At 63.8% G+C, this 21,952-nt stretch carries 21 protein-coding genes and 1 pseudogene; 14 read left to right on the top strand and 8 right to left on the bottom strand.

The annotated features are described in order from the left end of the window. Nucleotides 1-33: 33 nt before the first annotated feature. Both AC629_RS16635 and AC629_RS16630 read right to left on the bottom strand, forming a co-directional pair. A complete protein-coding gene (locus AC629_RS16635) occupies nucleotides 34-609 on the bottom strand; it encodes a hypothetical protein (RefSeq protein WP_084805979.1) in 576 nt (191 codons plus the stop codon). Nucleotides 610-655: 46 nt separating this feature from the next. After that, nucleotides 656-1,189, bottom strand: coding sequence for a GcrA family cell cycle regulator (locus tag AC629_RS16630; protein WP_084805976.1), 534 nt, complete (start codon nucleotides 1,187-1,189; stop codon nucleotides 656-658). A gap of 166 nt (nucleotides 1,190-1,355) precedes the next feature. On the opposite strand from AC629_RS16630, the gene AC629_RS16625 reads away from it, so the two are divergent. Together AC629_RS16625 and AC629_RS16620 are read left to right on the top strand one after the other, a co-directional pair. Continuing rightward, on the top strand, nucleotides 1,356-1,964 hold the full coding sequence (locus AC629_RS16625) for a S24 family peptidase (RefSeq protein WP_074117260.1): 609 nt from the start codon (nucleotides 1,356-1,358) through the stop codon (nucleotides 1,962-1,964). Nucleotides 1,965-2,025: 61 nt separating this feature from the next. After that, nucleotides 2,026-2,301, top strand: a complete 276-nt coding sequence (locus AC629_RS16620; protein WP_084805974.1) for a hypothetical protein — start codon at nucleotides 2,026-2,028, stop codon at nucleotides 2,299-2,301. A 38-nt stretch (nucleotides 2,302-2,339) separates the two neighbouring features. On the opposite strand, the gene AC629_RS16615 is transcribed toward AC629_RS16620, so the two are convergent. Further along, nucleotides 2,340-3,314 carry a quinone oxidoreductase family protein gene (locus AC629_RS16615; protein ID WP_084805972.1) on the bottom strand — a complete coding sequence of 325 codons (975 nt, stop codon included), beginning with the start codon at nucleotides 3,312-3,314 and terminating at the stop codon, nucleotides 2,340-2,342. A 226-nt stretch (nucleotides 3,315-3,540) separates the two neighbouring features. Here AC629_RS16615 and AC629_RS16610 point away from each other — a divergent pair, with 226 nt between their 5' ends. From AC629_RS16610 to AC629_RS16600, 3 genes are all read left to right on the top strand, one after another. Next, complete coding sequence (locus tag AC629_RS16610) at nucleotides 3,541-3,741, top strand: hypothetical protein (RefSeq protein ID WP_084805971.1); 201 nt, start codon at nucleotides 3,541-3,543, stop codon at nucleotides 3,739-3,741. Between the two features lie 147 nt (nucleotides 3,742-3,888). Beyond that, nucleotides 3,889-4,836, top strand: a complete 948-nt coding sequence (locus AC629_RS16605; protein WP_084805969.1) for an AAA family ATPase — start codon at nucleotides 3,889-3,891, stop codon at nucleotides 4,834-4,836. 5 nt (nucleotides 4,837-4,841) lie between these two features. Continuing rightward, the gene (locus tag AC629_RS16600; RefSeq protein ID WP_084805967.1) at nucleotides 4,842-6,218 is read left to right on the top strand and encodes a vWA domain-containing protein; all 1,377 of its coding nucleotides are present in this window, start codon (nucleotides 4,842-4,844) and stop codon (nucleotides 6,216-6,218) included. Nucleotides 6,219-6,254: 36 nt separating this feature from the next. On the opposite strand, the gene AC629_RS46865 is transcribed toward AC629_RS16600, so the two are convergent. Next, nucleotides 6,255-6,425 (bottom strand): hypothetical protein, encoded by a 171-nt coding sequence (locus tag AC629_RS46865; protein ID WP_168195507.1) that lies wholly within the window; start codon nucleotides 6,423-6,425, stop codon nucleotides 6,255-6,257. 352 nt (nucleotides 6,426-6,777) lie between these two features. On the opposite strand from AC629_RS46865, the gene AC629_RS16595 reads away from it, so the two are divergent. Beyond that, entirely contained in the window at nucleotides 6,778-6,999 is a 222-nt protein-coding gene (locus tag AC629_RS16595) for a hypothetical protein (protein WP_084805965.1), read from the top strand. 34 nt (nucleotides 7,000-7,033) lie between these two features. On the opposite strand, the gene AC629_RS16590 is transcribed toward AC629_RS16595, so the two are convergent. Both AC629_RS16590 and AC629_RS16585 read right to left on the bottom strand, forming a co-directional pair. Next, the gene (locus AC629_RS16590; RefSeq protein WP_084805964.1) at nucleotides 7,034-8,407 is read right to left on the bottom strand and encodes a hypothetical protein; all 1,374 of its coding nucleotides are present in this window, start codon (nucleotides 8,405-8,407) and stop codon (nucleotides 7,034-7,036) included. A gap of 102 nt (nucleotides 8,408-8,509) precedes the next feature. Then, nucleotides 8,510-9,784, bottom strand: coding sequence for an allantoate amidohydrolase (locus AC629_RS16585; RefSeq protein ID WP_084805963.1), 1,275 nt, complete (start codon nucleotides 9,782-9,784; stop codon nucleotides 8,510-8,512). Between the two features lie 373 nt (nucleotides 9,785-10,157). On the opposite strand from AC629_RS16585, the pseudogene AC629_RS16580 reads away from it, so the two are divergent. From AC629_RS16580 to AC629_RS16555, 6 genes and pseudogenes are all read left to right on the top strand, one after another. Next, nucleotides 10,158-10,382, top strand: a pseudogene (locus AC629_RS16580) (ABC transporter ATP-binding protein); the annotation flags it as partial. Between the two features lie 13 nt (nucleotides 10,383-10,395). Next, nucleotides 10,396-10,881, top strand: a complete 486-nt coding sequence (locus AC629_RS16575; protein WP_084805961.1) for a nucleoside deaminase — start codon at nucleotides 10,396-10,398, stop codon at nucleotides 10,879-10,881. A gap of 329 nt (nucleotides 10,882-11,210) precedes the next feature. Beyond that, nucleotides 11,211-12,785 (top strand): ABC transporter ATP-binding protein, encoded by a 1,575-nt coding sequence (locus tag AC629_RS16570; protein WP_084805959.1) that lies wholly within the window; start codon nucleotides 11,211-11,213, stop codon nucleotides 12,783-12,785. Then, nucleotides 12,769-13,860 carry an ABC transporter permease gene (locus tag AC629_RS16565; RefSeq protein ID WP_084805957.1) on the top strand — a complete coding sequence of 364 codons (1,092 nt, stop codon included), beginning with the start codon at nucleotides 12,769-12,771 and terminating at the stop codon, nucleotides 13,858-13,860. Before AC629_RS16570 ends, AC629_RS16565 begins: the two co-directional genes overlap by 17 nt. Further along, nucleotides 13,847-14,764: an ABC transporter permease gene (locus AC629_RS16560; protein ID WP_084805955.1), complete on the top strand. Its 918-nt coding sequence runs from the start codon at nucleotides 13,847-13,849 to the stop codon at nucleotides 14,762-14,764. The genes AC629_RS16565 and AC629_RS16560 overlap by 14 nt, the downstream gene beginning before the upstream one ends. 74 nt (nucleotides 14,765-14,838) lie before the next feature. Continuing rightward, nucleotides 14,839-15,915 carry a BMP family ABC transporter substrate-binding protein gene (locus AC629_RS16555; RefSeq protein WP_084806062.1) on the top strand — a complete coding sequence of 359 codons (1,077 nt, stop codon included), beginning with the start codon at nucleotides 14,839-14,841 and terminating at the stop codon, nucleotides 15,913-15,915. Between the two features lie 111 nt (nucleotides 15,916-16,026). Here AC629_RS16555 and AC629_RS16550 read toward each other — a convergent pair whose 3' ends face one another. Then, on the bottom strand, nucleotides 16,027-17,376 hold the full coding sequence (locus tag AC629_RS16550) for an 8-oxoguanine deaminase (RefSeq protein WP_084805953.1): 1,350 nt from the start codon (nucleotides 17,374-17,376) through the stop codon (nucleotides 16,027-16,029). A 141-nt stretch (nucleotides 17,377-17,517) separates the two neighbouring features. On the opposite strand from AC629_RS16550, the gene AC629_RS16545 reads away from it, so the two are divergent. Continuing rightward, complete coding sequence (locus tag AC629_RS16545) at nucleotides 17,518-18,345, top strand: FAD binding domain-containing protein (protein ID WP_084805952.1); 828 nt, start codon at nucleotides 17,518-17,520, stop codon at nucleotides 18,343-18,345. Next, nucleotides 18,342-21,068 (top strand): molybdopterin-dependent oxidoreductase, encoded by a 2,727-nt coding sequence (locus tag AC629_RS16540; RefSeq protein ID WP_084805950.1) that lies wholly within the window; start codon nucleotides 18,342-18,344, stop codon nucleotides 21,066-21,068. The genes AC629_RS16545 and AC629_RS16540 overlap by 4 nt, the downstream gene beginning before the upstream one ends. Here the strand turns inward: AC629_RS16540 and uraD are convergent. After that, nucleotides 21,065-21,952, bottom strand: coding sequence for a 2-oxo-4-hydroxy-4-carboxy-5-ureidoimidazoline decarboxylase (uraD, locus tag AC629_RS16535; RefSeq protein WP_084805948.1), 888 nt, complete (start codon nucleotides 21,950-21,952; stop codon nucleotides 21,065-21,067). The genes AC629_RS16540 and uraD overlap by 4 nt on opposite strands.

The raw sequence follows: 21,952 nt of genomic DNA, 5'->3' as shown, positions 1-21,952 counted from the left end.
CCGCCGGCGGCCGAAGCCGCCGGCGTGCCGTCGTCATCTGCGCCGCTCTGCACGCTGTGTCCGGGCTTCCGTCGCAAAGCCGTAGATCAGCGCCAGCCGGTCCAGGCATTCACGAAAACGTCGCGCAAAATAGTCGTTCCAGCGCTGGGTGCGGACGTCGCGGCGCTGTCCGATCTGGTCCATGGTCAGCCCCAGCACCAGCACGTCGTGCACCAGCGCCGCCCCGTCGGTGCCGAGTTCGCGTTCCACCCGATTCAGCCGCAGCACTGCCTGGCGCTGGCTCTCGGTGACAGGCTCGCGCGTGCGCGCGCCGTCGACATATTCGCGGGTCGGATCCATCGCTTGAGGCCCCCGTTCCGCCCTCTCCCAATCGTTCTGATAGGCTCGCCCGCCGCGATATTGCGCCTCGTCAATCTGGTGGTGCGAGTGCAACCGGCCGAGCGGATCGCTGCGGATCGAGCGGATGGCGACAATCTTCTCGCCGGGATCGAGGGCCAGGGGATTGTCGACCTCGACCTCCACCATCTCGGCATTGAACGGCACGTCGCGCGACCGCCGGTCGTAGATATTCGCCATCTTGTAGGACTTGTTGCGTCGGGCACGCGCCATTCGGAGGCTCCTTGAGAGTTTGACGATTAAATGGGTCGCCGCTCGGTCAGGCAGCGGAGATCAACCTCAGCACGACGGGACCGGCGACACGGGTGGACGCAACTTCAGACCGGCGCGTCAGGCGTGCATGCGGCGTGCAATAGCTCGAGTCCGGCTGGCGCGGATGGCCGCAGAAGGTGATCTCCTCCTCGTCCTTGTCGCCACCGTAGGGATAACGGCAGTCGCCGGGCGCAAGTTCGACCAGTGAGATCAGGCGCGGCTGGACGCCGACGCAGCGCAACTTGACCGGTGCGGCCGGCTTCAGCGCGGATTTCGGCGGCAGGTTCAGATTCGGTAGCGCGGAGCGATGCGGGGAAACAAGACAGGCTCCAGACGGCAAAGACGGCACGATCGACGGACTCGTCATCGGTGCCGACGCGAGGAGCCCCAGCCGCTTGGCGCGGCCGGCCACAGCATTGCGCGTGTAAGCCGCTCCAAACCTTGCATTAATCTGTCGTCCGATCTCCGCATAAGACATTCCCTTGATAAAATACTCGCGAAGCGCGTCGGAGTGCTCCGACGGCCAATGGCCCGGTTCCATGCTGCTATCCTGTGATGCGCCCTGCCGGTCGAACGACCGGCAGACGGAACACACATTCCGGTATTCCGAAGTCGAAGTCAAGCGACATTTCTGATATTCATAATTGCATCAATTCCGAATTTCGGATTACAAGAGGCGGAGCGATTGGCAATCGAGGGATATCACCATGTTGGACGTTGCGATGATCGAGCGAGGCCTCGAGAAGACGGGCAAGAGCAAGGGCGGCCTGGCAGCGGCCATGGGCGTGCGTCCCGGCGCAGTGTCGGAGATCCTCGGCGGCGAGCGCCTGGTGAAGGCCTCGGAAATTCTGCCGATCATGGAATATCTTGAGCTCAATCTCGCGCCGATCATGGGCCGGGTCGGTGCTGGCGCGGTGATCGAGCCGGATTACGAGCAGGTCCCCCCGGAGGGGCTTGGCGACATCGCACTGCCCTTCCCGATCATGGAAGAAACGGTCGCATTCGAGATCGTGGGCGATTCGATGTTGCCCAAATACGAGAGCGGCGACGTGATCGTGGTCTACAAGGACCAGCGCCACCCGCTGTCGAGCTTCTACGGCGAAGAGGCCGTGGTCCGGCTCAAGACCGGCGAGCGCTACCTGAAGACCATCGAACGGGGCAAATCCCCCTCCGTCGTCAATCTCACCAGCTTCAACGCCAAGCCGATCGTCGGCGTCAAGCTCGACTGGGTCGGAGAGATTTGCCTCTCCATGCCCAAGGGCCAGCTCGAGCGGCTGCGCGCCAAGTCGGCCCGCCCACGCAAGAAGAGCAAGTAAATTCTGCTTTTCGGAAATACTCTGCCGCGCTCCGACCACAGGGGTGCGGCAGAGTTGTTTCATGCAGTATTTCGTCGTGATGATCGACTACGGACGTCGCGGCCGCGAGGCGATCGTCGATCCCGAGATCACAAGGCGCGAGGTCGTCTCCCGCATAGCTTCGGGTGAATACCGGAACATCTCGTTCATCCACGAGATCGTGGAGAGCTCGGTCGAAGACGTGACCGACGCCATCCTGGCGGAAGCGGCCCTCCCCCAAATCCCGCCCGAAGATGTCGATCTCCAGGCGATTCGTTTCGATCACGCCCGCGACCTGCGCAAGCACGAACGGACGTGACGCAGGCTCAAGCGGCCTGCGCCACCGCCGGCCGGAGATCACACTGTGAGAACGGTCGATCCCGTGGTCTTGCGCGCGGCGAGATCGGCGTGCGCCCTTGCCGCGTCCTTCAGCGGATAGGTCTGGTTTACCTCGATCTTGACAGCACCGGACTTGACGACGTCGAACAGCTCGCCTGCCATCGCAACCAGATTTTCGCGCTTGGCGGCGTAAGTGAACAGCGTCGGCCGGGTGACGTAGAGCGACCCCTTCTGCGCGAGCAGTCCGAGATTGAGCGGCTCGACCGCGCCGGAGGATTGGCCGAACAGCGCAGCGACGCCGAGCGGCGCGAGGCAATCCAGCGATTTCAGGAACGTGTCCTTGCCGACGGAGTCGTAAACCACCGGCACCTTCTTGCCGCCGGTGATCTCATCGACGCGCTTCACGAAATCCTCCCGCGTGTAGATGATGACGTGGTCGCAGCCATGCGCCTTGGCGAGCTTCGCCTTCTCGTCGCTGCTGACCGTGCCGATCACGGTTGCGCCGAGATGTTTTGCCCACTGGCTCAGGATCGATCCGACGCCGCCGGCCGCAGCATGGAGCAGGATCGTATCGCCCGCTTTGACCCGATAGGTCTGCCGAATCAGATACTGTGTAGTGAGCCCCTTGAGCATCATCGCGGCCGCCGTCTTGTCGTCGACGCCATCGGGCAGCTTCAACAGCCGATCAGCGGGGATCAGCCGCGCCTCGGAATAGGCGCCGAGCGGCGAAGCGCCATAGGCAACGCGATCGCCGGGCTTCAGATCGGTGACGCCGGGACCGACCTCCTCGATCACACCCGCCGCTTCGCTGCCGAGGCCGCTCGGCAATGACGCAGGATACAGGCCGGAGCGATTGTAGATATCGACGAAATTAAGACCGACTGCGGTGTGGCGGATACGCGCCTCGCCCGGTCCGGGCTTGCCGACCTCGACCTGCTCCCAAACCAGAACCTCCGGGCCGCCGGTTTTGTGAAAACGAATGGCATGGGTCATTGGGGTGCTCCCTTATCGTTGGAATGAAGGTCCGAGGAATGCGGGTCGGCCTGTGAAATAGGCATTCGGTCCGCCCGTTACAGTACAGAGACGTAACAAGAATGTCACAGCGAAGGACAAATGCCCGCCGTTCCGTCTCTGTTCGAAAGAGTTGATGACGGCCTTGGGCCGACCGGCGGTAGCTTCTGCGCGGGGTTTACTGGGTCGCCTGCGAAGGAGAGCCGAGATGCCAGCTTATGTACAGCATCATCTGGATATCGAGATCGCGCCTGTGATTTGCCCTACCTGCATGGGGTTCCTGCCGATGTATGTGCGCGAGGTCGAACCGCACTGGAGCCTTGCCGAAATCGACTTCGTCTATGAATGCGCCGATTGCGGCGCCGAGGTCAGACAGACCATCCGCAAGCCGGAGCTGCTGCGGCACTGATCGCGCGATCGGCGAACCGCTCAAGTATTTGCGTTAAACGGAAAAAACGCCGTTCACGCGGGTCTGATGCCTCCCAAACGAGGCTTGTTCTTTGCCGGGAACGCAGGCAGAACAAGCCTCAAGCAAGACCTTTGGGAGCGCCCCTTCGTGGCAGAACAGAAGGCCTCGACGTCGATCGAGGCAGTGGAGAGCGGCCTCGCCGCGCAAGGCTACATCGCGAGCCGGCAGATCGCGACCGCCGTCTATTTGTCGCAACAGATCGAGAAGCCGATCCTGGTCGAGGGTCCCGCTGGCGTCGGCAAGACCGAGCTTGCCAAGGCCATCGCCGCCTGGCGCGGCATGAAGATGATCCGCCTGCAATGCTACGAGGGCCTCGACGAGGCCAAGGCGCTCTATGAGTGGAAATACGCCAAGCAGCTTCTCTACACCCAGATCCTCAAGGACAAGCTTGGCGAAGTCCTGGGCGGCGCGCAGACGCTACATGCCGCGCTCGACCAGCTCCATGATTTCGGCGACGTGTTCTTCTCCAAGGAATTCGTCGAGCCGCGGCCGCTGCTTCAGGCGCTGGAGCAGCCGGGTGGCTGCGTGCTCCTGATCGACGAGATCGACAAGTCGGACGCTGAATTCGAATCGCTTCTCCTGGAGATCCTCTCGGACTTCCAGGTCACGATCCCCGAGCTCGGAACCGTCTCCGCAATCACGCCGCCGACCGTGATCCTCACCTCCAACAGCGAGCGTGATCTTGGCGACGCCCTGAAACGGCGCTGCCTGCATCTGCATATCGGCTTCCCCGAGCAGCGGCTCGAAGAGCGTATCGTCGAGAGCCGTGTCCCCGGCATCTCGCAGGCGCTGCGCCGGCAAATGGTCGGCTTCATTCACGAGATCCGTTCGCTCGATCTGAAGAAGCTACCCTCGGTCAGCGAAACCATCGACTGGGCACGCGTGCTTGTGCTGCTCCAGGCGGGAGAGCTCGATACCGAGATCGTCAAGGACACGCTCAACGTGCTCCTGAAATACGAGGCCGATATAGAGGCAGCAGCGCCGCAAGTTACGACCTTCATTGCCAAGGCGGCGCGATCCAACGTCTTCGGTTGACGCCGATGCGCGAGAATCTTCATCGTTTCTTTCGGGCGGCGCGCGGGGCAGGCGTGCACGTTTCGCCTGCCGAAAGCATCGATGCGATGCGCGCGGTCAAGCAGGTCGGCATTTCCGACCGGGCCATCCTACGCGACGCGCTACTCCTGACGCTTGCCAAATCGCAGGACGAGAAGCTCGCACTCGGCGACTGCTTCGACCTCTTCTTCAGCCAGCCGGAACCGCGGCAGGATCAGCCCGAGGCCGATAACGACGAGGCTTCGCAGGACGCCGATCAGTCGCCTTCCTCCGGCGCGGCGAGCGAGGCGAGCCAAGGCCAGCCGCCCGAAGGACTGGGCTCGCTCGCACAAATGCTGCTGTCGCAGGACCGCAATGCGATCGCAGCCGCGATCGCCAACGCTTCCGGCGCAGCCTCCCTGTCTGACATCCGCTATTCCACCCAGCGCGGCATCTTCTCCAGCCGCATCCTCGACGCTATGGGCCTTCAGCGCCTGCGCGACGATCTCGACGACCTGACCGCGACCAACCCCGCACTTGCCGAGCGCCTGCGCAACGCGCTCGACGCCTTGCGCGAAGCGGTCCGTGACACGGTCTCGCAGGGGCTTGCGCTCTATGCCCGCGAGGAGGCCGAAAACCTCCGCAACGAGATCCTGCGCAACGCGCCACTTGCCCGCATCGAGCGGCGCCAGGTTGCCGAGATGCGCGCGCTGATCCGCCAGATCGCGCGCCGCCTGCGCGAACGCTACTCGAAGCCGCGCAAGCGCCAGCGCCGTGGCCATCTCGACGTCCGGCGCACGTTACGCCGTAACGCCGCCTGGGGCGGGGTGCCCTTCCTCACCGCGTGGAAGCGGAAGCATCGCGACCGGCCGAAGATCGTTGCGCTGTGCGATGTCTCCGGCTCGGTCGCACAAGTCTCGGATTTCTTCCTGCTCCTGATCCACTCCTTGCATGAAGTGGTCGACGACGTCCGCTCCTTCGCCTTCTCCTCGCATCTGATCGAGGTCAGCGAGATCCTTGAGAAGAAGTCGCCGGAAGAAGCGATGGCCGAGATCATGTCCAAGGTCGGCTTCGGCTCGTCCGACTACGGCTCTTCGCTGGTCGATTTCGAGAAGGAATGGATGAGCACGCTGACGCCACAGACCACAGTGATCGTGCTCGGTGACGCCCGCAGCAATAATCTCGACCCGCGCGCCGATATCTTGCGACGTGTCTCCGAACGCTCGAAGCGGCTGGTCTGGCTCAATCCCGAAGGACGGTTGGCCTGGGGCTTTGGCGATTCCGAGATGCCGCGCTATGCGACCTTTTGCAGCGTCGTGCGCCAATGCGCCACCGCCCAGCAGCTCGAGCGCGCTGTGTCAGACATCGTAGCGACTTACCAGTAAAGCAGCGATCACGCCCGCTGCTGCGTCAGGCGGCGCTCAGTTCGCCTGCGCGGGATGGCACTCCCGAAAGTGATACGCGATTTCGTCGAGCGCGCGCTGTTCCCATTCCTGGGCTTGCGCAAGCCAGAACGCCCGGCGCTCCGAATCCAGCGCGGCACGCTCACGGCAAAGGGATTCCTGACTGCGAATTTCCACCAGCCTGTTCATGCACTCACACTCCTGTCGTGTGAAGTCATTCCCCACCAGCCAACCTAACAGAGTCCTGAACGTCTCGTCTCATCATTTCTGTACATATCGCGACGCAGAATGGGACAACGGCGCTTCCCGTGCACTGCGGCAGTTCGCAGTGCAGCATCAACTGGAAATCATCAATTAGTGATCAGAGACCGGGACGATACTCGTCCGCGAGCGATCTTAACTCTTGTGGCGCAACAGAGTGCGGCAATTTGTGAAGAGACGTTCCAAACAGATCACCGAACTCCTGACTCATTGTCGTCGCATGGTCTTCATGCAGCGCCGCTAACAGGGGCGCGCGAACGGTACTATCGCTTGAGGCAACATGAACGACGACGTCGACTTCAATCTTTCGCACGATCAATGGGAAGCGCTGAAGGCGCTTCGCAACCCGTTGCCAAACGGTCGCCTCTCGAAGGCCTATCTCGTCGAAACCCTCGTCAAGCTCGGCCTCGTTGTCATTGACGACGGCGTGCCTGCGATGACGCCAACGGGACGCAAGGTGCTGGTACGTGGATCGTGCCGGCTACTGGATCTCGTGGCGTAACGGGCCGGACGGATCACTCACCTGACGCTATGGATCAGTCATTCCACTGGAGGAGCGGCGTTCCATACGCCCTCCTCCAGACCGACAGAAAGCGCGGAAACCAGGAATGAGCCACGGCGCCCTTGTAGGCCCAGGTGCGATATTTCAGACCCTGTTCCGAGATCAGTTCCTGATATCCGCCGTGAACCTCGGTCGCGGTGCGAATGTCTTTCAGAATTCCCTGGGCGCAGCCCCGGTAGGTCTCGCTTCCCGAGAATTCATCAAAGTCCAGCATGCGATCCGCGAACTCGACGTTGAACGTCGGCCAGGAGGAACGTCCCTGATAGGCCGGAGCCGCAATCTTGTGGATTATCTTGTTCCGCGGATTATCCGCGGACACCAGGAAGTGGAACGTGCTCGGTACGCGAAACCGCGGCTCCGCAATGATCAGATCCGTCGTGGCGGCAAACAGCGCGCGCTCGCTTGCATCGTTCAGATCCCAAAATCCGCGGTGCACGCTGACGAAATCCAGAGCAACCGAGGACACCGGCGAACCTGCCGGACCATCGAGCGAATGCCTGATATAACCGTCCTTACCGAACAGGCGGAGCAGGTCCTTCTTGTACTGTGCGAGGTCGCGCCCCATTAGCCGCTTCAGCTCATTCTCATCGATGACCCCGAGCTGCACGCCCCACACGAAGGTCGTGTAGACGCAGGCATTGGTCACGAAACGCCTGCGTTCGGCGCGGGTATCCGTCGCGGCGGAGCGAGGCGCGTTGACATCGCACAGCAAATACCTGGTCCTGTCAGCGTCGAAAGGCTCCAGCTCGCCTGTGAGCTGCAGGATTGCGCGCTTCAGGTCGACGCCGTATTCGGCCAGCAGCAGGCGGCCGGCATGCGCGCATTGTGACATCGCCAGATAGGACGACGCCCTCTCGTCCGCAGTGATCATCTGCTGGAGACCGGCCAGAATGCCGAGCAGCGTATCGGAGGGGCGCGAGAAATAGTTCACGCCGAGATATCGACCGCGCCCTGCCGGGACAATGGTTGTCGTGACGACGCCAGCGCGAACGGCCTCCAGCAACAGCCGAACGCTCTTTTCGAGCAGGCGCACCCGCCGCACCGCGTCCTGCGCATCCATGATGGTTTCAGGATCGAGAACATCGGGATAGAACCAGGCGAAGTCGCGCGGGTAATAGGCGGAAGCGTGCGGGGCTCCGGTGACGAGGAACGCCTCGGTCACCGAAAAGGCGCTGTCCATCGAGTGCCGGTAAAGGTCTTCGATGACCGTCGACGAATGATGCGACTTCCTCAGGAATCGATCGCCGAGAAAATTGACCGCCTGGATGGCGTTGGCGACGAAGGTCGCGGCCGTCCCCTGGTAAAATCGGTTCCCGCGATGCGATGGAAAAGAGATGTCGCTGTTCATATGCGTCAGTCGGCTAATGTGTCGTGATCCCGGTGATGGGCGACACCATTCTAACCAAGTCTGATTCGTGTCTCTACCCGATGACTTGCGGGCTCCTGACAGTCAGTTCGTGCCGGCGCGGTCCTCCCGCGGCCTGAAGTTCTCGATCACCCGCAGCAGCACCCGCGCACCGACGTCGGCATCGGCGAGCTCGACATGCTCGTCCGGATGATGGCTGATGCCGCCGCGGCAACGAACGAAGATCATGCCGACATCGGCGACATCGATCATCGCCATGCCATCATGCCCGGCCCCGCTCGGCAGCTCGAATACGGGAAAACCCTCCGCTCCGATCGCCTGCGCGATCTGGTCCTTCAGCCAGGCCGCGCAAGGTACAGTGCGGTTCTCGTGGGTGACGTCGAGCTGGAGCGCAAGTTGCCGGCGGTTTGCGATCGCCTCGATCTGCCTGACAACATCGGCCACCGCACGCTTGCGGTGCATGTCGGTCGGCGCGCGCATGTCGATGGTGAACGACACTTCGCCGGGAATGACATTGGTTGCGCCGGGCCTCGCCTGAATGTAGCCGACGGTACCGACCAGCCCACCCTCGTCGGTGTGGCAAAACTGCTCGATTGCGCCGATGCATTCGGCAGCCCCCGCGAGCGCATCACGCCGGAGTGCCATCGGCACGGTGCCGGCGTGGCCGGCCATGCCGGTCAGTCGCGCTGCAAGCCGTGTGGCGCCCGCAATCGCGGTGACCACGCCGACGGGCAGGTTCTGCGCTTCCAGCACCGGCCCCTGCTCGATGTGCAATTCGAGATAGGCCAGCAGCTCGCGCCGGGCCCGCGCCGCCGCGCCGATATGATCGGGTTCGAGGCCGAACGTGACGAGCGCATCGCGCAACGACACGCCGTCGCGGTCGCGCGCGTTGAGGACGGCCTCGTCAAAAGTGCCGGCCACCGCACGGCTGCCGAGAAGGGTCGAGGCGAAGCGCACACCTTCCTCGTCGGCAAAGCCGACGACCTCGATCGCAAACGGCAAGCGCTTGCCGCGGCGATTGAGGTCCGCAACGCACGCGATCGCGGTGATCACGCCCAGCGGACCATCCCATTTACCGGCATCGCGCACTGTGTCGTAGTGCGAGCCCAGCATCAGGCAGCGCGCACCCGGCCGCTCGCCCTCGTAGCGTCCACAGACATTGCCGATCGCATCGAGACGAGCGCTCATGCCGGCCTCGCGCATCCAGTTCAGGATGAGGTCCGCGGCCTCGCGCAGCTCCTTGCTGAGATAGATGCGGGTGAGCTTGCCGGCCTCTTCCGAGATCGCAGCGAGCTTATTGATCCGCTGCACGATCTCTTCACCGAGCGATGCGTCTTGAACGGCGTTACCAGCACCCATCGCGGCGAGCTTTCCATCCTGAGGGGACTGCGCCCCGTCCTTACGAACATCGATACAAGTTCGGTGCCAGCGAAAATCGCCCGGGGTTGGCGCCCGTCTCAATCAGTGCGTGGTTAGCATGAATGCGCGGAGCCGGCGGACGTCTAGCGCTCGCCATGCACACCCCAGACCGTTAAGACTGCTTAACTCTATTGCATACAATAAGTAGATACTGCCTATTATTTAATCAGTAATCTTTCTGAGCAATATTCGACCTTTAGCCAGTAGTGGCTGGTGGCTCAATCGCAGCGCCTTCCGCGACGACGCCAGGAAGAAGATCGCCAATACAAGATCAAGACCCGCACGCCGGCGACGCCGAGGTGCTGATCGCCGCCATCCCTGCTTTGGACTCGATTTCGCGGCAGTCGCGCAGATCCATGCCGAGATCATGGCCGCGCGCAACCGCGGCGCCGCTGTGCTGCTGGTCGGCGAGGATTTGGACGAATTGCTCGAGCTCTCCGATCGGCTGGTGGTGATGTTCCATGGCGAATTCGTGTATGAAGCACGGACGAGCGAGGCTGACCTCACGGTGGTCGGCCGGCACATGGCGGGGCATTGACCAGGGAGTGGCGATGAGCGGCACAGCTGGACGAGACGAGCATTTCCTGCGTCTGTCCTTCGCCGTCGCCCGGCGTTCACTGACCCACGGCAATCATCCCTTCGGCTGCATCGTCGTCGATGCCGACGGCAAGGTGCTGATCGAGACCGAGAACGGCTACATGCCGGATCATGACGGCACCGCGCATGCCGAACGCCTCGCGGCAACGCTGGCCTGCCGCACGCTTGGTCGCGACGTGCTGGCGAAGGCCACGCTCTATTCTTCGGCAGAACCCTGCGCGATGTGCGCCGGCGCGATCTACTGGGCCGGCATCGGCCGCGTCGTCTATGGCCTCAGCGAGCACCGCCTGCGCGGCGTCACCGGCAACCATCCTGAAAACCCTACGCTCGACCTGCCGTGCCGTGAGGTCTTTGCCAGCGGCCAGCGGCCGACGGGGGTCGTCGGCCCCCTGCTCGAGGACGAGGCCGAAGCGCTGCATGATGGCGTGTGGACGAAGTAGGCGTCCCAACAGCCTGTACCGTAGGGTGGGCAAAGGCGCCCTTGCGCCGTGCCCACCATCCGAATGAAATAGAAGCAGAAGTGGTGGGCATGCTTCGCTTTGCCCACTCTACGCCAGCGTTTCGCTCCGCAAACACACATGCCGCCGCGCATTCCCGCGCGGCGGCATCCGAGCCGTGAGACCTCCGTCGATCAGAACTTCACAGTAACACCACTATAGACCGTGGACTCGGTGCAGCTAAGCAAGGGATGACGCTTTTTCACACCTTACGCGGCGGTTCAAACTAGCCCACTATTGAGGCACTTCATCCCATGCAAGCGCATCAGCGAATGTTAGATCCGACGCCCAACGGCCTGCATTCCGACGAGTCCCCGCTGCTTCAGGCGATCGGGCTTACCAAGCACTATGGCGATTTCCTCGCCAACGACTCCATCGACATCGACATCTGGCCGAAGCAGATCCACGCGCTGCTGGGTGAGAACGGCGCCGGCAAGTCGACGCTGGTCAAGGCGATCTACGGGCTGATCCAGCCCAGCGCCGGCGAGATTCGCTGGCAGGGCACGCCGATCGTGCTGTCGGGTCCGTCGGAAGCACGCAGCCGTGGCATCGGCATGGTGTTTCAGCATTTCTCGCTGTTCGACAATCTCAACGTAGCCGAGAACGTTGCACTCGGTCTCGACCGCACGGAATCCTTCAAGGACATGTCGGCGCGCCTCGAACAGGTGTCGAAGACCTATGGGCTGCCGCTCGATCCCAGGCGCGAGGTCTGGCAACTGTCCGTCGGCGAACGTCAGCGCATCGAGATCGTCCGCGCGCTGATGCAGGATCCGAAATTCCTGATCCTGGACGAGCCCACCGCGGTGCTGACGCCGCAGGAAGCAGACCAACTCTTCATCGTGCTGGAGCGGCTCAAGGCCGAAGGCCGCGCCATCCTCTACATCAGCCACAAGCTCGCGGAGGTGAAACGCCTCTGCGACACCGCGACGATCCTGCGCGGCGGCAAGAAGGTCGAGACCTGCAATCCAAGGCTCGAGACCGCCGCCTCGCTTGCGCGCATGATGGTCGGCAGCGAGATCAAGGAAGTGAAGGCGGCGGCCGCCGACCGGAAGACCACGGTGCCGCGGCTCGTCGTCAACGATCTCTCGCTCACCCCAAGCGAAGCGCACGGCGTGCGGCTCGAGCACATCTCATTCGAGCTGAAGGGCGGCGAGATCCTGGGCATCGCCGGCGTCGCCGGCAACGGCCAGGACGAGCTGTTCGCCGCGCTCTCCGGCGAACGTCTGTCCCAGGACCCCGGCACGGTGGTGATCGAAGGCATCGCTGCCGGCCACCTCTCGATCACGCAGCGGCGCAAGCTAGGCGCCGCTTTTGTGCCCGAGGAGCGGCTGGGCCACGGCACCGTGCCGCGCATGAAGCTGTCGGAGAACGCACTGCTGACCGGACATGCCGCCAGTGGCATGGTCCATCACGGCTTCATCGACACCGCGGCTACGCTGGAGACCGTGGACCGTGCGACCGAAACCTTCGATGTACGCAAGGCCAAGCGCGATCCGGAAGCTGCGAGTCTCTCCGGCGGCAATCTGCAGAAATTCATTGTGGGACGCGAGATCCTGCGCAATCCGGCGGTGCTGGTGGTGTGCCAGCCGACCTGGGGCGTCGATGCCGGCGCCGCCGCCGTGATCCGCCAGGCGCTGCTCGATCTGGCAACCGCGGGCGCCGCCGTGCTCGTGACCAGCCAGGATCTCGACGAACTCGCCGAGATCGCCGACCGCATCGCCGTGATGTTCCATGGCCGACTGTCCGCTCCGCTCGCGACCAGCGAAGCGACGCGAGAGAAGCTCGGCCTACTCATGGGCGGCAGCAGGCTGGAGCCGAAGGAGGCCGCGCATGCAGTTGGTACTTGAGAAGCGCGCCGAGCGCTCCAACACGATCGCGCTGGTCTCGCCTCTGGTCGCGATCGGCCTCACGATCGCGACCATGATCATCCTGTTCGCGATCCTCGGCAAGAATCCGCTCCTCGCCCTGCACGCCTATTTCATCGCGCCCCTGACTGACGGTTATTCGCTGCAGGAAATCGCTGTGAAGGCGACGCCGCTGGTGATGATCGCGATCGGGCTGTCGCTCTGCTATCTCGCCAATGCCTGGAATATCGGCGCAGAAGGGCAATTCCTGATCGGCGCGGTCGCCGGAAGCTGGATCGCGGTAAAGACACAGGGCACCGATGCCGGCGCCTGGGTGCTGCCGACGATGCTGGTGCTCGCGGCAGCCGCGGGCGCGCTGTATGCGCTGATCCCGGCGATCTGCAAGGTGAAGTTCGGCGCCAGCGAGATCCTGACCAGCCTGATGCTGGTCTATGTCGCCGATCTCTTCCTCGACTATCTCGTGCGCGGCCCCTGGCGCGATCCGCACGGCTTCAACTTCCCGACCACGGCCGAATTCGATCCGGTCGCAACGGTACCGTTGTTGATCGAAGGCGGCCGGCTGCATCTCGGCTCGATCATCGCCCTGCTTGTCGTTGCAGCCGCCGCGATCCTGCTCGGACGGACCATCAAGGGGTTCGAGATCCGCGTGGTCGGCGCCGCCCCCCGCGCTGCACGGTTCGGCGGCTTCAATGCCGATCAGCTGGTCGTCCTGACCTTCGCGATCTCCGGAGCACTCGCGGGCCTCGCCGGCATCATCGAGGTCGCGGGCCCGGTCGGACATCTCCAGCCCGGCATTTCACCCGGCTACGGTTTTACCGCGATCATCGTTGCCTTCCTCGGCCGGCTGAACCCGCTTGGAATATTAATTGCGGGCCTTCTCCTTGCACTGACCTTTATCGGCGGCGAACAGGCGCAGATCGCGATGAAGATCCCGTTGGACGTCACCAAGGTTTTTCAGGGTATTCTGCTGTTCTACGTGCTCGCCTGCGATTCCTTCATTCTCTACCGCTTCAGGCTGGTCTTCCCGAACCGACAGGTGGCCCGTGGAACTCATTGAGGCCATCATCCTGGCGGTGCTCGCCGCGTCGACGCCACTCCTGATCGCGGCGACCGGCGAGCTCGTGACCGAGCGCTCCGGCGTGCTCAATCTCGGCGTCGAGGGCATGATGATCGTCGGCGCCGCCTGCGGTTTTGCCGGCGCCTGGCTGACCGGTTCGATCTTCATCGGCGCGTTGTTCGGCATCGTGGCGGGCATGCTGATGTCGCTGGTCTTCGCGCTGATGGCGCTTGGGCTGGCGGTCAACCAGGTCGCAACGGGTCTCGCGCTGACCATCCTTGGGATCGGGCTCTCAGGCCTTATCGGCGCCGGCTTCGTCGGCGAGCGCATCGCGCCGGCGGTGCATCTCTCCATTCCCGGCCTCACCGACATCCCGCTGATCGGCCGCGTGCTGTTCGGCGAAGATGCCTTCGTCTATTTCTCGCTGGCGCTGATTATCAGCGTCTGGTGGTTTCTGTACCGCACGCGACCGGGCTTGATCCTGCGTGCCTGCGGCGACAATCATGTCTCCGCCCATGCGCTCGGCTATCCCGTGCTGCGCATCCGCACCTTCGCCGTGATGTTCGGCGGCGCCTGCGCCGGTCTTGCCGGCGCTTATCTGCCGCTCGCCTATACGCCGTTCTTCATTCCCGGCATGACCGCCGGCCGCGGCTGGATCGCGCTGGCGCTGGTCGTGTTCTCGTCCTGGCGGCCGGGCCGGCTCGTCGTCGGCGCCTACCTGTTCGGCGCAGTGACGATCCTGCAGCTGCACGCGCAAGGCTGGGGCGTCGGCATTCCCTCGCAGTTCATGTCGGCGCTGCCTTACCTCGCGACTGTCATCGTCCTGGTCCTGCTCTCCCGGGCGCGCACCGGCGGCTCGACCGCGCCGGCCGCGCTCGGCACCGTGTTCGTGCCTGATCGCTGATCTTTTCCGCGGCGGGCGCGATGGGGCGCGCACGTTGCGGATCGTGACTTTCCCCTGATGTTTGGAGATTGATGATGAGGAAATCACTTCTTGCGCTGGCTGCGGGGCTCTTGCTTGCCGGCAGCGTCAGTGCAGCTTCCGCCGCCGACAAGCTGAAAGTCGGCTTCATTTACCTTGGCCCGGTCGGCGATCTCGGCTGGACCTATCAGCACGAGCTCGCCCGCCAGGCGCTGGTGAAGGAGCTCGGCGACAAGATCGAGACCACCTTTCTCGAGAACGTGCCTGAAGGTCCCGACGCCGAACGTTCCATCGAGCAGCTCGTCCGCGCCGGCAACAAGCTGATCTTCACCACGTCGTTCGGCTATATGGATCCGACGCTGAAGGTCGCGAAGAAATATCCGAACGTGCATTTCGAGCACGCCACCGGCTACAAGCGCAACCCGAACATGTCGACCTACTCGGCCAAATGGTATCAGGGGCGCTACATCCAGGGCCTGATCGCGGCCAAGATGTCGAAGTCCGGCGTGCTCGGCTATATCGGCTCATTCCCGATCCCCGAAGTCGTCTCCGGCATCAACGCGACGGTCCTCGCGGCGCAGACCATCAACCCGAATATCAAGGTCAAGATCATCTGGGCCAACACCTGGTTCGATCCGGGCAAGGAAGCCGACGCCGCCAAGGCGCTGATCGACCAGGGCGCCGACGTCATCATGCAGCACACGGATTCGCCGGCAGCGATGCAGATTGCCAGCGAACGCGGCAAGCTCGCCTTCGGTCAGGATTCCGAGATGATCAAGTTCGGGCCCAAGACCCAGCTGACGTCGATCCTCGACACCTGGGGCCCCTACTACATCGCCCGCGTCAAGGCCGAGCTCGACGGCACCTGGAAGTCCGAGGACAGCTGGGGCGGCCTCGACAGCCACATGTTCGCGATGGCGCCCTACACCAACATGCCTGACGACGTGAAGAAGATCGCCGAGGATGCCCAGGCTGCGATCATTGCGGGCAAGCTGCACCCGTTCAAGTGCCCGGTCATTGGGCAGGACGGCAAGGAGATCGAGTGCAAGGGCGGCGATCACCTCGACGACGGCCAGATCCTCGGCATGAATTTCTACGTGAAGGGCATCGACGACAAGCTGCCGGGCAAGTAGCACGCTTCTTGCATTGCCGAGATCACCTGCTCCTCCCGGAGGAGGTTCGGAGGGGGTGGCCAGAAGCACCCGGCACTTGTGGTCGCCCCCTCTTTCTATTCTGCTTGGGAATTATCCCGCCTGCATCGCCCGCGCTGCGGAACTGTGGCGGCGGATGAGGCCAGCGACATCGAGGCCAGGAATTGCGCCATCGACCACGGCCCATTTTCCCGCGACCATGACCCGGTCGGCCCGATGCGCTCCGCACAGCACCAGCGCGGCCAAGGGATCGCCATGGCCGGAGAAGCGCAACTCGTCGAGCCTGAACAGCGCAAGATCGGCAGCCTTGCCGACAGCGATCTCGCCGAGTTCCGGCCGGCCGACGCATGTCGCCGAGCCCTTGGTCGCCCAGCGCAGCGCATCCTTGTGGCTGACCTTCGTCACCCCATAGCGCGCCCGCTGCAGCAGGAAGGCGGCGCGCACCTCCTGCATCAGGTTCGATCCATCGTTGGACGCCGAGCCGTCGACGCCAATGCCGATCCCGACGCCGGCCTCCTCCATCTCGCACACCGGGCAGCAACCCGACGCCAGAAGCTGGTTGCTGCAGGCGCAATGGCTGATGGTCGTCTTGGCCCTGCTGAGCCGCTTCATCTCGTCAGCATTGAAGAAGATGCCGTGGGCAAGCCAGGTCCGCGCATTGAGCCAGCCGCATTGCTCGAGATAGTCGAGCGGGCGGCAGCCATACATCTGCTGGCAGAACCTGTTCTCGTCCTCGGTCTCAGCGAGATGGGTATGCAGGCGGACGTCGAGCTTTTCGGCGAGATCGGCAGTGGCACGCATCAAGGACGTCTTCACCGAGAAGGGCGAGCAAGGTGCCAGCGCAATCTGCACCATCGCATCCGCGCCGCGCTGGTGATGCTTTGCGACCACGCGCGCGCTGTCGGCGAGGATGGTGTCCTCGTCCTGCACGACGCTGTCAGGCGGCAGACCGCCGTCGCGCTGCGACAGGTTCATCGAGCCGCGCGTCAGCAGCACGCGGACGCCGAGCCGCTTTGCGACTGCGACCTCGATATCGACGGCGTCCTCGAGTCCTGCCGGAAACACGTAGTGATGATCCGTCGTGGTGGTACAGCCGGAGAGCAGGAGCTCGGACATCGCCACCGTGACGCCGAGCTCGAGCGCTTCCGGTGTCAGCTTCGCCCATACCGGATAGAGCGCCTGGAGCCAGGGAAACAGCTCACGATCCATCGCCGCCGGCAGCGCCCGCGTTAGCGTCTGGTAGAAATGATGGTGGGTATTGATCAGGCCCGGCAGCACGACATAATCGCCCGCATCGAACACCGCGACATCCGCGGTCGCAGGTGTACCACCAGCCGGCACGAGCTCGACGATCCGGCCATCCCTGACCACGATCCCGCGCTCCGCACCGTCGGCGAGAATGGCCAGGGGATCCCTGATCCAGATCGGCTTTGGCTCGCTCATATCCTGCTTCTCCTCACATCCGCTGACGGCAGGCCAGCCGCTAGCCCGAACGCTTTCCTGCTGCGACTTGTTGTTGCGACTTGGCTCCGGTCTTGCAAGACTCTCCCGTACGATTCACCCGGCGGAAGCGTTGGCGCAGCCATGGACTTGAATACCATCACAGCCATAGCCCATCCGCAAACGCGCGCGCAGCTGCCTGTTTGGACGGCAGGTGATGCTTGGCTCGCGGGCGGCACCTGGCTGTTCTCGGAGCCGCAGGTCAACTTGAGGCGATTGATTGATCTCACCGATCTGAAATGGCCGGCGCTGACAGTCACGGACAGCCATCTCTCCATCGCCGCCACCTGCACCGTCGCTCAGCTCGATGGACTTGCCTGCCCGCCCGACTGGCTCGCAGCACCGCTGATCGGCCAGTGCTGCCGCGCCTTCCTCGCCTCATTCAAGATCTGGAAGACGGCGACGATCGGCGGCAATCTCTGCATGTCGCTGCCGGCCGGACCGATGATCTCACTCACCACCGCGCTCGATGGCGTCTGCATCATCTGGAAGGCCGGCGGCGGCGAACAGAAGATACCCGTCGTCGACTTCGTCACCGGCAACCAGCGCAACCGCCTGACGCCGGGAGACTTGCTCCGACAGATCGATATCCCACTTGCCGCGCTGAAGCGCCGCACGGCCTTTCGCCAGATCTCGCTGGCACCGGTCGGCCGCTCGGCGGCGCTCCTGACCGGCAGCCTGGATTCCGATGGCACGCTGACGCTGACGGTGACCGCATCGACGGTGCGGCCGATCCAGCTGTCCTTTGCCAAGCCAGCGGACGCGAGCGCGCTTCGCGACGCGATCGCAGAGCAGATCCCGGATGATCTGTACCACACCGACCTCCACGGCAAGCCGCTCTGGCGCAAGCACATGACGCTACGGCTCGCCGAAGAGATTCGCGGCGAACTCCTGGGGGCGACGCCGTCATGAGTTTCGAGGTCAACGGCAAGCCGTTTTCGCAAGAGCCCCGCGCCGGTCAGTGCCTGCGCACGTTCCTGCGCGAACTCGGTCATTTCGGCGTGAAGAAAGGCTGCGATGCCGGCGATTGCGGCGCCTGCACCGTGCTGCTGGACGGTGAGCCGGTGCATAGCTGCCTGATCCCGGCGTTCCGCGCCGAAGGCCGCGCCGTTACTACGATCGAGGGGCTTGGCGGAGACAGCGGCGCGCATCCGATGCAGCAGGCCTTCCTCGATGCGCAAGGCTTTCAATGCGGCTTCTGCACCGCCGGCATGATCCTGACCTGCGCCTCGCTGAACCAGGCGCAGCTCACCGAGCTCGGCTCTGCGTTGAAGGGCAACATCTGTCGCTGCACCGGCTATCGCTCGATCGAGGACGCACTTCTCGGCAAGACCAATGTCGAGGAAAGCGTCGAGGCCGGCGCCGCATTCGGCCGCAGCCTGCCGGCCCACGCGGGCCCCGAAATCGTGCGCGGCAAGGCGCGCTATACCTTCGACACGCAGATTGACGACCTGCTGCATATCAAGCTGCTGCGTTCACCTCACGCCCACGCGAAGATCGTCGCGATCGACAAGTCGGAAGCGCTGAGCGTCCCCGGCGTGCACGCAGTGCTGACGCATGAGGATGCGCCATCGGTCCTGATCTCGACCGCGCGGCATGAGAAGGACTGGATGGACCCCGAGGACACCCGCATCCTCGACGACGTCGTCCGTTTCATCGGACAGAAGGTCGCCGCTGTCGTCGCCGAAAGCGAAGCCGCCGCCGAGGAAGCGTGCCGCCGGCTGAAGGTCAGTTACGAGATTTTGCCTGCCCTGATCGATCCGGAGCAGACGATGGCGCCGGGCGCTCCCATCATTCATCCCGACCGCACCGCCTCGAACCGCATCGCCGATGCCCAGCGTAACCTCGCTGCGGAGACGCACGGCGAGTTCGGCAACGTGGCGGCCGCGCTCGCTACATCCGCCGTGACCTTCGAGGGCACCTTCCACAGTCATCGTGTGCAGCATGCGGCGCTCGAGACCCATGGCGGCCTCGCCTGGCTCGACGCCGCCGGCGTGCTCAACGTCCGCACCTCGACGCAGGTCCCGTTCCTGACCCGGCGCGCACTGTCGGACATCTTCAAGCTACCGATGGACAAGGTCCGCGTGTTCTGCGAGCGCGTCGGCGGCGGGTTCGGCGGCAAGCAGGAGATGTTCGTCGAGGACATTCTGGCCCTCGCCGCGATCAAGACCGGACGGCCGGTGAAGCTGGAGCTCACCCGCGAGGAGCAGTTTATCGCAACCTCGACGCGGCACCCGATGCGCGTCCACATCAAGGCTGGCGCCGATGCCGAGGGCAAGCTCACCGCGCTTCAGCTCGACGTGCTCTCCAACACTGGGGCTTACGGCAATCACGCCGGCCCGGTGATGTTTCACGCGCTGGCGGAGAGCATCAGCGTCTACAACTGCCCGAACAAGAAGGTCGACGGCGCTGCCGTCTACACCAACACGGTGCCATCAGGCGCATTTCGCGGCTACGGGCTGCCGCAGGCGTTGATCGCGGTGGAGGCCGCGATCGACGAGCTGGCAAAGCAGCTCGGCCTCAGCCCTTACGACATGCGCCGGCGCAACATCGTCAGGCCCGGCGATCCCATGCTGTCGCCGCCCCCGTCCGAATTTCACGATGTGCTCTATGGCTCCTACGGCCTCGATCAGTGCCTCGACCTCGTCGAGCGTGCGATGCAGGCTGACGGCCCGCAGCCGGACCTGTCGCCGGAATGGCTGATCGGTGACGGCATCGCACTGACCATGATCGACACGGCGCCGCCCGCCGGCCATATCGCCGACGCGACGATCGCGCTGCGCGAGGATGGCGGGTTCGACCTCACCGTCGGCACCGCGGAGTTCGGTAACGGCACCAGCACCGTGCACCGGCAGATCGCAGCGACCATGCTCGCGACCACCGTGGACAAGATCCGCCTGCTTCAGTCCGACACTGCCCATGGCGGCCACGACACCGGCGCCTATGGCAGCGCCGGCACCTTCGTTGCCGGCAAAGCGACACATGCGGCGGCCATGCAGCTTGCAATCGAGCTAAAGGCCGTCGCTGCCGGCGCCTGGTTATGCGACGCCACGAGCTGCATGCTCGAAGGCGAGGCCGTCGTCTGCGGCGTGCGGCGGATGTCCTTCGTGGAACTTGCGAAGCTCGCGCGCGAACGCGGACAACCGTTCGCGGCCGGCGGCAACTCCGGGGGCACGCCGCGCTCGGTCGGCTTCAATGTCCAAGGCTTTCGCGTTGCCGTGAACACGGGCACCGGCGAGCTCAAAATTCTGAGGAGCGTGCAGGCGGCGGACGCAGGCGTCGTCGCCAATCCCATGCAATGCCGCGGCCAGGTCGAAGGCGGTGTCGCGCAGGCGCTTGGTGCCGCGCTCTATGAGGAGATGGTGATCGATGCGAACGGCCGCGTCACCAATGCCAAATTCCGCGACTACCACCTGCCGTCCTTCGCCGACGTTCCTCGCACGGAAGTCTTCTTCGCCGACACATCCGACACGATCGGACCGCTGGGTGCGAAGTCGATGAGCGAGAGCCCGTACAATCCGGTCGCAGCCGCACTCGGCAACGCGATCGCGGACGCCACCGGCATCCGCTTCACGGCGACACCTTTCAAGCCAGACCGGCTGTTTCCCGCGCTGCTCGAAAGGTTCGGTGACTAACTCCCGCGATAGGTCGAATAGCTCCAGGGCGTGACGAGTAGCGGCACGTGATAGTGGCTTTCCGGCTCGCTGATCGCAAAGCGCAGCGGAATTTCGTCGAGGAATGGCGGGTCGGACATCGGCACGCTGCGCTCGGCGTAATATTTTCCGACGCTGAATTTGAGCTCGTAGCGGCCGATCGGCAACGGCCGGCCGCCGATCAGCGGCTGGTCGGTGCGACCGTCCGCATTGGTCACGGCGCGTGCGATGACGCGGCTCTCGCCGAGATTTGCGAGCTCGACCAGCTCGACCGCAATGCCGGGCGCGGGCTTGCCGGCGTGATTGTCCAGCACATGGGTCGAGAGCCGGCCGTGCACTTTCAATCTGTCGTCGGCCACGACGAGCTGATCGAGCCGCAGCGCGGAGATGCGGCCGATCTCCTCGATCGCGCGCCGGATCTCGGTCTTCGCAATATTGCGCAGCCGCATCTCGAAGTCGCGCAGGACAGAATCCTTGGTGTGACGGCGCACGCAGACGATATAGGGGAAACCAAACTTGTCGCGATAGGCGTTGTTGACGCGCTCGAAGGCCGCGTATTCGGCGCTCGAAAGTCGATCGAGCCCGGCGCTGTTCTGCTCTTCGGTCGATTCCGCGGTGAGGCCTGCCGCGCGCTGGGTTTTGTTGGCGAGATCGGGATGCGCCCGGATCAGCGCCAGCTGCACGTCAGGTTCGGCACTCTGGATCGCAGCCATCAGCGACGCGTGCAACTGATTGATGCCGGCGAACGGCCGCTTCCCGGCGAGCTGCTCGGCGATCCACGGCGAGTATTCGACGACATTCGCGAGGACTGCGACGAAGCTGGCTTTATCGGCGGCATTGAGATCGGTGAGCGAGATTTGCGACAT

The sequence above is a fragment of the Bradyrhizobium sp. NAS80.1 genome (assembly GCF_001908205.1).
Classification (GTDB): domain Bacteria; phylum Pseudomonadota; class Alphaproteobacteria; order Rhizobiales; family Xanthobacteraceae; genus Bradyrhizobium.
Note: the sequence above shows the minus strand (reverse complement) of the source record. Positions and strands in the feature narration are given on the sequence as shown.

What these genes read in the sequence shown, in the direction of transcription:
- AC629_RS16635 (WP_084805979.1), bottom strand. Translation starts at nt 609, where the DNA reads ATGGCGCGTGCCCGACGCAACAAGTCCTACAAGATGGCGAATATCTAC.
- AC629_RS16630 (WP_084805976.1), bottom strand. Translation starts at nt 1,189, where the DNA reads ATGGAACCGGGCCATTGGCCGTCGGAGCACTCCGACGCGCTTCGCGAG.
- AC629_RS16625 (WP_074117260.1), top strand. Translation starts at nt 1,356, where the DNA reads ATGTTGGACGTTGCGATGATCGAGCGAGGCCTCGAGAAGACGGGCAAG.
- AC629_RS16620 (WP_084805974.1), top strand. Translation starts at nt 2,026, where the DNA reads ATGCAGTATTTCGTCGTGATGATCGACTACGGACGTCGCGGCCGCGAG.
- AC629_RS16615 (WP_084805972.1), bottom strand. Translation starts at nt 3,314, where the DNA reads ATGACCCATGCCATTCGTTTTCACAAAACCGGCGGCCCGGAGGTTCTG.
- AC629_RS16610 (WP_084805971.1), top strand. Translation starts at nt 3,541, where the DNA reads ATGCCAGCTTATGTACAGCATCATCTGGATATCGAGATCGCGCCTGTG.
- AC629_RS16600 (WP_084805967.1), top strand. Translation starts at nt 4,842, where the DNA reads ATGCGCGAGAATCTTCATCGTTTCTTTCGGGCGGCGCGCGGGGCAGGC.
- AC629_RS46865 (WP_168195507.1), bottom strand. Translation starts at nt 6,425, where the DNA reads ATGAACAGGCTGGTGGAAATTCGCAGTCAGGAATCCCTTTGCCGTGAG.
- AC629_RS16595 (WP_084805965.1), top strand. Translation starts at nt 6,778, where the DNA reads ATGAACGACGACGTCGACTTCAATCTTTCGCACGATCAATGGGAAGCG.
- AC629_RS16590 (WP_084805964.1), bottom strand. Translation starts at nt 8,407, where the DNA reads ATGAACAGCGACATCTCTTTTCCATCGCATCGCGGGAACCGATTTTAC.
- AC629_RS16585 (WP_084805963.1), bottom strand. Translation starts at nt 9,784, where the DNA reads ATGGGTGCTGGTAACGCCGTTCAAGACGCATCGCTCGGTGAAGAGATC.
- AC629_RS16575 (WP_084805961.1), top strand. Translation starts at nt 10,396, where the DNA reads ATGAGCGGCACAGCTGGACGAGACGAGCATTTCCTGCGTCTGTCCTTC.
- AC629_RS16570 (WP_084805959.1), top strand. Translation starts at nt 11,211, where the DNA reads ATGTTAGATCCGACGCCCAACGGCCTGCATTCCGACGAGTCCCCGCTG.
- AC629_RS16565 (WP_084805957.1), top strand. Translation starts at nt 12,769, where the DNA reads ATGCAGTTGGTACTTGAGAAGCGCGCCGAGCGCTCCAACACGATCGCG.
- AC629_RS16555 (WP_084806062.1), top strand. Translation starts at nt 14,839, where the DNA reads ATGAGGAAATCACTTCTTGCGCTGGCTGCGGGGCTCTTGCTTGCCGGC.
- AC629_RS16550 (WP_084805953.1), bottom strand. Translation starts at nt 17,376, where the DNA reads ATGAGCGAGCCAAAGCCGATCTGGATCAGGGATCCCCTGGCCATTCTC.
- AC629_RS16545 (WP_084805952.1), top strand. Translation starts at nt 17,518, where the DNA reads ATGGACTTGAATACCATCACAGCCATAGCCCATCCGCAAACGCGCGCG.
- AC629_RS16540 (WP_084805950.1), top strand. Translation starts at nt 18,342, where the DNA reads ATGAGTTTCGAGGTCAACGGCAAGCCGTTTTCGCAAGAGCCCCGCGCC.
- uraD (WP_084805948.1), bottom strand. Translation starts at nt 21,952, where the DNA reads ATGTCGCAAATCTCGCTCACCGATCTCAATGCCGCCGATAAAGCCAGC.